The organism is Microcystis sp. M44BS1 (genome assembly GCF_020244875.1).
In the GTDB taxonomy this organism is placed as follows: Bacteria; Cyanobacteriota; Cyanobacteriia; order Cyanobacteriales; family Microcystaceae; genus Microcystis; species Microcystis panniformis.
Genome location: NZ_JADBVM010000133.1, coordinates 1 through 9,708, shown reverse-complemented (window position 1 = coordinate 9,708; position 9,708 = coordinate 1). Strand labels below are relative to the sequence as shown.

Genomic DNA, 9,708 nt, shown 5'->3' with positions numbered 1-9,708 from the left:
CCCACTTCCCCACTTCCCCACTTCCCCACTTCCCCACTTCCCCACTTCCCCACTTCCCCACTTCCCCACTTCCCCACTTCCCCACTTCCCCACTTCCCACTCTATTTTAATTTGACTGCCATAATTGCCAAGCTTTAACGAGATTTCCCCCCATCAAGGCAGCCACTGCATTTAAAGTCTTAATTTCCTCACTATCGGGATTTAATTGTCTAGCTTTATCTAAGACTTTTTGGGCTGCTTGCGGTTGCCAATCGTAAAGATAAATAAAACCTTGATAAGCATAATGATAGGGATTATAGGGGTCAATTTTAATCATTTCCTCCGTGGCTTTTATTGCCCCTGCCACATCCTGTTGTAGTACCTTAGAAATTGCTAATCCGTAGGCTAAAGATAATTTATCGGGGGGATTTTGTTGCTGTAAACGATAGGAAAAGGCCTTGTCTGCTTGCAGCACATAATCCTGAATCGAATCGTATTGATTGATACGATTAGTTAACTCAAAAATTGGTTCAATACCCGTTAATCCTTGACCAATATTAGCAGACTTTAAGCGCAATTGGGTCACTAAATCTAATTGGGGCGTTGCTAACTTGGAGACTTGAGGATCGATGGTAATTTCAGCATTAGTTTTAATCGGATAGGTTTCGCCAGTTTCCCGATTGAGATAGACAGCAGATAAGCGATAAACTCCGGGGGTTGCTGCCGACTGCATGGCGGTTTTTTCAGTGACTTCAAAACCCTTTTGTTGCTCTTCAGTAGTTAATTTTTCTGCCATTAATCCCCCCATAGCAATACCATGATCGTGCATCCAATAATCCTTACCGTCCACTTCTTGCCAGGTTAAAATCACTACCCCTGACTTTAATTGTTGCCAGTCTCCTGCCCATTTGTAAACCACAGGAATTGGTTGATTAGGAGAAGCTTTTTCGGCAATGGCAATCTCTCTTAATTCCACCTGTTTTGGCGCATTTTCAAGGGGTTTAACCGTGACGGAAGGATATATTTTTCGGTGTAGGGACAGGGTACTATCATCCGGTAGCTGCCAAGTTTTCTCCACTTGGAAATCTGGACCGGTGGCGACTCGATTAACAATTTTTTTCTGGACATCGGGGACGGAACCCTGTTCACCAGTTTTAGTTAAAAACCAATCTAAAGAATTGACATCCTTTTCTATATCTTCTTCCCTAACTCCCACCTGTCTCCCGGCAACCTGGGAATTATGTTTACCACCGTAGAAAGAGAAGGTATGTTGATTTAATTCGGGGGTGGAAGGTAAAACCACTAGGGTGCTGCGAAGATAGGGAGAATCCGCTAGAATCTCTTTAACTACTTCTTCGTGCTGCCAACCAGTTTTTAAATAGGGATGGTGTTGCAATTCGGGACTGAAAACATTAGTAATTATATCTCCCCCCAAGGGGAATAAATTTAAGCTGGTGAGGATAGCGGCAATAGTTATCGTTCCCCAACGGATACCAGGGGCAAAACGACCGCGCCACGATAATAAACCAACGGATAAAATTAAGGATAAAGTCGGTAAAAGCGGCAAAATATAACGAGCATCTTTATTGATATTGAGGGATGATAATAGGTATCCCCCCAGCAGAAAAACTCCTAACCAAATCCACACAGGACGATTAACCTTATCTTCGGTTTTTCTATGACGTAATGAGATTAATAATCCCACCAGGGGAACTAATAATAATACCCAAGAAAGAAAATAGGGTAAAACTTGGGCGTAAAATGTCCAGGCATCTAGACTGGTAAGGGGCGGATCTCCCTCCAAAATCGCCGAATCTACCGTGGCACGTTTGCTCGCGGTTAACATTAATAACCAATTCGTCCGATACCAGGGAAACATTAGCAATGCTGCCGTCAAAAAACTCAGCATTAATTGCGCTAGATTGCCCCAACGTTTTCGCCGGAGATTTTCGCCCAATACCCACAAAATTGGCAAAAAGAGGAAAAATAGGGCGGTTTGTTTGACTAACATCCCTAAACCGAAAGAAATCCCGAAAGCGATCGCTTTTAGCCAGCCTTGACCACTAAATCGCCACCATGTCAAGCAGAAGTAAGAAAACGTTACAATTGCCGCTAAGGGAAAATCTAAGAGATATTCGAGGCGATAATAGTATAAACCGGGGAGAAATTGGCAGATTAAGACCGCCCAGAGTGCTACAGTCCCATTAAAAAGGATAATTCCCAATCCGTACACAGAAAAGAGCAGTAGGGCGCTATAGATAGCCATTACCCACATACCCGCGTCAACGCTAATACCAAAGAGATTAAAGAAGGGAATCGTTAAAAGATAGGTTAAAGGGGGAATTTTCGGGGACATTAGCCATAAACTGCGCCACCAATCCCCGTCAAACCAGCGCGGATTTTGGAAAGCTTGGGTATAGATAATCCCACCGTTGAGATAATCGGCCTGATCCCAAGCAGGAATAGTATGATCGAGACTAAACCAGAATCTATCGACTAATATCCCCAATATCCAAATAATAGTGACAATAATTAATTCCTGTCTCCTATCTAGCGATCGCTTCAAAATGACTTCTCCCTAGTGCAACTGTCAATTATTCTGCCACGCTCTCAAGTGACCCTGAAAAAATCGCCAGCGAGAAACACCAGATTGATCGGGTAAAATAAAGATTTAGTGAAAAATTGTAACAGGAACTTGACAAATGCGAGTGGTGATCGTTGGTGCAGGATTAGCGGGAATGGCAACAGCTATCGATTTGGTCGATGCGGGCTGTACAGTAGAAATCTTAGAATCTCGTCCCTTTGTCGGGGGAAAAGTCGGTAGTTGGGTAGATGCGGACGGTAATCACATCGAGATGGGCCTGCACGTCTTTTTTGGCTGTTACTATAATCTTTTTGAGTTAATGAAAAAAGTGGGCGCTTTTCAATCCCTACTGCTCAAAGAACACACCCACACTTTTATCAACGAAGGAGGAAAAATCGGCGAATTAGACTTTCGTTTCGCCGCGGGTGCGCCTTTTAACGGTTTAAAAGCCTTTTTTACCTCCTCTCAACTCTCGGCAGCCGATAAAATCTTTAATTCTCTGGCCTTAGGTACCAGTCCCATCGTCCGCGGTCTGATAGACTTTCAAGGAGCGATGAAAACGATTCGGGAGCTGGACTCGATTAGTTTTGCCGATTGGTTTCGTAGCCATGGCGGTAATGAAGGCAGTTTAAAAAAAATGTGGAATCCGATCGCCTATGCCTTAGGATTTATCGATACGGAAAATATCTCGGCCCGTTGTATGCTGACGATTTTCCAATTTTTCGCCGCTAAAACCGAAGCTTCCGTCCTGCGGATGTTGGAAGGTTCCCCCCATGAATACCTACATAAACCGATTATTAACTATCTGGAAGCTCGGGGTGCCAAAATCTCTACCCGTCGTCAGGTGCGGGAAATTCTCTATTCTGGAGAGGGCGAAAATCTGCAAGTTAATGGCATGATCGTCGCTAACGGAGAAACCAGAGAAACTATCACCGCAGATGCCTACGTTTGCGCTGGTGATGTCCCCGGTATTCAGCGTCTTATTCCCCAAGATTGGCGTAAAATGCCGATTTTTGACAATATTTTCCGACTAGAAGCCGTCCCCGTCGCTACGGTACAACTGCGTTTTGACGGTTGGGTGACGGAGTTAAATGATGCCGAAAAACGCCGACAACTGCAAAAAGCGGTGGGAATTGACAATCTTTTGTACACCCACCAAGCGGATTTTTCCTGTTTTGCAGATCTTGCTCTCACCAGTCCTAGGGATTATTATCGCTCCGGAGAAGGTTCTTTATTACAGTTGGTTTTAACCCCCGGGGACCCTTTTATTAAAGCTAAAAATGAAGATATTGCCCAGCACGTTTTAGCGCAAGTCCATAAGTTATTTCCCTCCTCGCAGGAATTAAAGATGACTTGGTTTAGTGTGGTTAAATTAGCACAGAGTCTCTATCGGGAAGCACCGGGGATGGATGTCTATCGTCCCTCGCAAGCGACTCCTATCGCTAACTTTTTCCTTGCTGGCAGTTATACCCAACAGGATTACATTGATAGCATGGAAGGAGCCACTTTATCGGGTAAACAGGCAGCCAAAGCGATCCTACAACAGGCCGAGCGCCGGAAATCTTTAGCCACGGTTTGAGCAAACAGCCGGCAATCTCGTCCCTTAAGAAGGGATTGCCTCTAGATTTGTTTTCACTCGAAAAAGATAACCTCTATAGCTAACTTGGCAAGTCAGCCCCTCAGGCCAAGCTATACAAAAAAGACCGATCAAGCTAGACTCGTAAAAAGATCACTCCATCTAGAAGGCTTACCCTAGACTGGAAAGAACGTCGGAAAAATCTCGTCAGAAATAGGAGTCAATCGAGTTTATGCCAGAGCTTGCTGTACCATTAGAGCTTGATTTCACCAGCGAAACCTATAAATCAGCCTATAGTCGCATTAATGCCATCGTTATTGAAGGCGAATACGAGGCCAATAGCAATTATATTCAATTAGCAGACATCCTCACCGATAACAAAGAAGAGTTACACCGTCTGGCAAAAATGGAAAACCGTCACATGAAAGGTTTTCAAGCTTGCGGCCGAAATTTGCAAATCACCCCTGATATGGATTATGCCAGAGAATTCTTTTCCTCTCTGCACAATAACTTCCAAATTGCCTACGCAGAAGGTAAAGTTGTCACCTGTTTATTAATCCAATCTTTGATTATTGAAGCTTTTGCGATCGCTGCCTATAATATTTATATTCCCGTTGCTGATCCTTTTGCCCGTAAAATTACTGAAGGCGTAGTTAAAGACGAATATTTACACCTCAATTTTGGCGAAGAATGGCTAAAAGCGAACTTTGAAACCGCTAAAGAGGAATTAGAAGCGGCAAATCGCGCTAATCTACCCATTGTCTGGAAAATGCTCAATCAAGTCGAGGATGATGCTCGCGTTCTCGCTATGGAAAAAGAGGCCCTCGTGGAAGACTTTATGATTAGCTACGGGGAAGCTTTAAGCAATATCGGTTTCAGCACCCGTGATATCATGCGGATGTCTGCCTACGGATTAACTGCCGTCTAAAGCTTGAGCATCGAGATTTCTTTTTTTCGCCCTGCTGCCGCTCCACACAGAGCGGCGCTTTTGTGTAATATATTTAAGAGTCTTAACGATTTCTTAGCAATATCCTCATTTTTATCTAGTGCCATCTAGTCTAACTAAAGAACAATCAATGTTTGGTCTTATAGGTCATCTTACCAGTTTAGAACACGCCCAATCGGTCGCCGACGATCTAGGTTATCCTGAATATGCTAACCAGGGATTAGATTTTTGGTGCGCTGCCCCCCCGCAAATTGTCGATGATTTTCATGTCACCAGCATCACGGGACAAACCATCACGGGTAAATACATCGAATCCTGTTTTTTACCAGAGATGTTGTCGAATCGTTGGGTAAAGTCTGCTATTCGTAAGGTGCTAAATGCCATGGCACTCGCTCAAAAAAGTGATATCAACATCACCGCACTCGGCGGTTTTTCTTCAATTATTTTCGAGGAGTTTAATCTCAAAGATAATCGACAGGTGCGGAATATCGAGCTAGATTTTGGCCGTTTTACCACCGGTAACACCCACACCGCTTACGTCATCTGCACTCAGGTGGAAACCCTTGCTAAAAAAATGGGCATTGATTTAGCTCAATCTACCGTCGTGGTTTGTGGGGCCACCGGAGATATCGGCAGCGCTGTTTGTCGTTGGTTAAATGAAAAAACCGATACAAAAGAACTAATCTATGTGGCACGCAATCAAGAGCGTTTACAATCTCTCCAAGAGGAGTTAGGTCGCGGTAAAATTCTCCCCCTAGAGGAGGCTTTACCCCTAGCTGATATCATTGTTTGGGTGGCTAGTATGCCTAAAGGGGTAGAAATTGATCCAGATAAACTCAAGCGCCCCTGCATTATTATTGATGGTGGTTATCCGAAAAATTTAGGCATGGTATTAAATGCCCCCGATATTTCGGTGATTAAGGGCGGCATTGTCGAGCATTCCCTCGATATTGACTGGAAAATTATGAAAATCGTTAATATGGATATTCCCTCTCGTCAAATGTTTGCCTGTTTTGCCGAGGCGATTTTATTGGAGTTGGAGGGTTGGCAAACTAATTTTTCCTGGGGACGCAATCAAATTACTGTCCCTAAAATGGAACAAATCGGTGCAGCTTCCCGCAAACACGGTTTTCAACCTTTGTTATTTTAATTAATATCCCCAACCCCCCCCACCGACCACGGAATTAGAAGTTTTAGGCGACAAATAATTAGGAGTGAGGGCTTGACTTTGCCGGCGGCTTGGGTTATAATCGTCTTATAATGGGATGTTTGTGTTTATCTTTGACTGCTTAGATTGCGATTATGAATAAACTCTTTTAAAAATATTATCCCAAAATCTGCCCACAAAAGCAAGCAAAATTTTGCCATCAATTGTTAAGTTTTGTTAAGAAAAATCCCAACAGTGGCAAGGAAGAGAACTCCCTTAGCTGATCAGTCCGATCTCCTTGATAGTTTATCAGGGCTTTTGGGGGAATTATAGAGATGTGGGCCTGATTTTTAGCTTTCTAGCAAAGACGACAAAACCACTAAACTCTATGAAAACTTGGTTAGAAGATCGCGGTATTTTACCCGCTTACGGTGGGGGGGTAATCATGGGCATTACCCTCTGTTTTTTCGGAGCTGCGACCAATACCATGGCGGGATGGTTGTATGCTATCTCTGGCACGACGATCGCTGTTTTAGTTTTATCGATAATTTTACCCCGTCGTTCCCTTCTTCCTCTGAAAGTGCGTCGTCTTGCCATTGTACCCGTAAGTGCGGGAGACGATCTTAGTATTAGCCTAGAGATAGAAAATACTAGCAATCAGCCGATAAATCTGTTAGAAGTGACAGATATGCTGCCAATTGTTCTCGATCAGCCAAAAATAACCCCAATAGAAGCGATTGCCCCCAAAAGTAGCCATCGTTGGACCTATTATTTACCCACCAGTAAACGGGGCGTTTATCACTGGCAAGAAGTACAATTAAGAACAGCGGCCCCTCTGGGTTTATTTTGGTGTCGTCGTTGTCAGCAAGCGGCGGCTAAAGCTTTAGTTTATCCCCAAATTTTACCCTTACAACAATGTCCCCTGATCGATTCCCTCGGTCAAGAGGTAGCACAAAAATTAGAAAATAATCGCTATTATCAAAGGGCTAGTCAAGGACTGACCCGAAACCTGAGACAATATCGCCGGGGTGATTCTACCCGTTTAATTCACTGGAAAACTAGCGCCCGTTTGGGAGAATTGCAAATTCGGGAATTAGAAGTGTTAACGGGAGGACAGGAAGTGATTATCTGTCTCGATACCCTCTGTGATTGGCAAGAAGACAGTTTTGAACGGGCGATTATTGCCGCTGCTTCCCTCTATTTTTATGCCCATCGTCGGCAATTAAATGTGAAACTCTGGACGGGTGAAACGGGTTTAATTCAGGGGGAAAGGGTCATTTTAGAAACTTTAGCCGGTATAGAGGCAAAAGCTAGTCAAAAAAATGCCAATCTGCCTAATTTACCGCTAATTTGGTTGACAAGTAACTTCAATTCCATCGAACAACTCACCCCCGGCAGCCGTTGGTTATTTTTCCTCGCTGCCGATTCTAGGGAGAGTCCTTCACTCTTAATCCGACAGTGTAGCGGATTGGCGATCGAACCGGAAACTTCTCTACAACAACAATTGCAAAAACCCCCTCGTTGAGAAAATTTCTGTTCCCAGTCTAGATTGAGAGGAAATTCTCCAGAAAAAAATACCGGTATCCCCGAAAAAGATGTTATGATAGAAAAGACTCGGACTCATGCGATCGCAACGCCTTAACCTTGTCAGGACCGGAAGGTAGCAGCAATACGGGATGCTTGTGACTGGCGTGATCTCCGGGTCTTTTTGTTGCCTGTGACGGTCACTGTCGTGAACGCTTTCAAAACTTTTCGATCGCTTACTGGCGAAACTCGTCGTCAACTACTGATCCTCTTCGTCACGGCGCTGTTTTTCTGGATAAGTATCACCACTCTTGTCCCCACTCTCCCCACCTATATTAAATCCCTAGGCGGTAGCAAACAAGATATCGGTTTTGTCATGGGGGCCTTTGCCATCGGTTTAATTTTATCGCGCAGCTGGTTAGGCAATCTAGTCGATCGCCGCAGTCGCAAATTAGTGGTTTTATTTGGAACTATTGTCGCCGCTACCGCACCCCTCGGTTATCTATTTTTTCGCGATCTTTCCTCTTTATTCGCCGTCCGCGCCTACCATGGCCTCAGTATTGCCGCTTTTACCACCGGTTACAGTACCCTAGTGGTGGATTTTTCCCCTGTTCGTCAACGGGGGGAGATAATTGGTTATATGAGCTTAACTGCACCCCTAGGCATGGGAATCGGTCCGGCTTTAGGCAGTTATCTCTACGAATCGATCGGTTATGACGGTTTATTTCTAGTTTCTGCCACTTCAGGAGCGATCGCCTTTCTCCTGAGTTTCTCCATTCAAGAACCGGACTTCAAGAAAAAATTAGCCGAAATGAAGGCAGAAAATCAGACAATTGAGCGCAGTTTCTGGGCATTATGTCAAGAGCGGGCTTTTTTAGTCCCCACCCTAGTTTTTCTACTGGTCGGTACTTTATTCGGCGGTTTAGTCGCTTTTTTACCCCTGTTTCTCCTCGAAAACCAACTTCCTTTCAGTGCCGGTCTATTCTACAGTTGTGCGGCAGTATCGGGCGTAATCGGACGGATTTTGTCGGGAGGAGCCAGCGATCGCTATGGACGGGGTTTATTCGTCACTATTAGCGTTTTTTGCTATGGTTTATCCATGTTGGTTCTATCTTCTGCCCGATCTTCTTCCGATTTTATTTTAGCCGCTATCCTCGAAGGTACGGGAGGGGGGATTTTATTCCCTATGTTACTGGCTTTAATCTCCGATCGCTCTGGTCCCCAAGAACGCGGCCGGGCCTATTCTATCTGTATCGGCGGTTTTGATGTGGGAACAGCCTTAGCTGGTCCAATTCTGGGGGTTTTAGCAATTTCCTACGAAACTATGTTTAGTTTATCGTCAGGATTAGCTGTTATTGCTCTCTTTCTCTTTTTTACTCTTTCTAACCCCACTATACGCCATTCTTTTCTCTTCGCTTTCGGTTTAGAAAAAGATCGTTATGCTCTGCGCGGACAATTACAATAAAGCTTACTGAAAAAGTTTTTCCTAGGGCAGGGTTATTTAATAGGTTTGAGGTTGAAAATTATCGGGAATATCTAATTCAAATACTTGGTCATGAATCCGAGCCACATAAAACCCTTCTTGCAGAATTTTTTCCCGTAATTCTGGGGATAAATCAACCGCCGCTAATATGCCATAGAGTTTTTTATCTTTGTGTTCAGGAAAAAAGCGGCGAAACCGTTGCAAAATACTTTTTAATTGTGTAATGGATTCCTCTCTAGCATGACTTTTAACCTCAACGATATAAGCAGTATTTAGCTGACCATTGGTATAGGCAAGAACATCAATTTCTAGGTGTTGTCCTTCTTTGCTGGCGCGCACACTGGGACTAACAACTTCCATACCAAAGCGTTGTCTGAGAATCGTTTCCATTGAGGGAAGGGCAAGTCCTTCGGTAAAGCTGCCGAATTTGGCACCAAGTCCCCCAATTTGTTTGCCCAGTTCTTTGAGT

Annotated in this window: 6 protein-coding genes, 1 other RNA gene and 1 pseudogene; 6 read left to right on the top strand and 2 right to left on the bottom strand. The window is 44.1% G+C overall.

Annotated features, from left to right (window positions below; translation table 11 throughout):
* Window positions 1-106: 106 nt before the first annotated feature.
* Window positions 107-2,545 carry a glycosyltransferase family 39 protein gene (locus IM515_RS10830; RefSeq protein ID WP_287628085.1) on the bottom strand — a complete coding sequence of 813 codons (2,439 nt, stop codon included), beginning with the start codon at window positions 2,543-2,545 and terminating at the stop codon, window positions 107-109.
* A gap of 136 nt (window positions 2,546-2,681) precedes the next feature.
* Between IM515_RS10830 and zds the strand changes: the two genes are divergently transcribed.
* The 6 genes from zds (at window position 2,682) to IM515_RS10800 (ending at window position 9,221) form a co-directional block, all read left to right on the top strand.
* The gene (gene zds / locus IM515_RS10825) at window positions 2,682-4,142 is read left to right on the top strand and encodes a 9,9'-di-cis-zeta-carotene desaturase (protein ID WP_287628084.1); all 1,461 of its coding nucleotides are present in this window, start codon (window positions 2,682-2,684) and stop codon (window positions 4,140-4,142) included.
* A 229-nt stretch (window positions 4,143-4,371) separates the two neighbouring features.
* Window positions 4,372-5,067 (top strand): aldehyde oxygenase (deformylating), encoded by a 696-nt coding sequence (locus IM515_RS10820; protein WP_271953347.1) that lies wholly within the window; start codon window positions 4,372-4,374, stop codon window positions 5,065-5,067.
* 148 nt (window positions 5,068-5,215) lie between these two features.
* The gene (locus tag IM515_RS10815; RefSeq protein ID WP_002764636.1) at window positions 5,216-6,235 is read left to right on the top strand and encodes a long-chain acyl-[acyl-carrier-protein] reductase; all 1,020 of its coding nucleotides are present in this window, start codon (window positions 5,216-5,218) and stop codon (window positions 6,233-6,235) included.
* Between the two features lie 385 nt (window positions 6,236-6,620).
* Window positions 6,621-7,757, top strand: a complete 1,137-nt coding sequence (locus tag IM515_RS10810; RefSeq protein WP_287628083.1) for a DUF58 domain-containing protein — start codon at window positions 6,621-6,623, stop codon at window positions 7,755-7,757.
* A gap of 86 nt (window positions 7,758-7,843) precedes the next feature.
* Window positions 7,844-7,940, top strand: an RNA gene (gene ffs, locus IM515_RS10805) — signal recognition particle sRNA small type.
* Between the two features lie 9 nt (window positions 7,941-7,949).
* On the top strand, window positions 7,950-9,221 hold the full coding sequence (locus tag IM515_RS10800) for an MFS transporter (RefSeq protein WP_287628081.1): 1,272 nt from the start codon (window positions 7,950-7,952) through the stop codon (window positions 9,219-9,221).
* Window positions 9,222-9,257: 36 nt separating this feature from the next.
* Here IM515_RS10800 and IM515_RS10795 read toward each other — a convergent pair.
* A pseudogene (locus IM515_RS10795) lies at window positions 9,258-9,708 on the bottom strand (DUF3782 domain-containing protein); the annotation flags it as partial.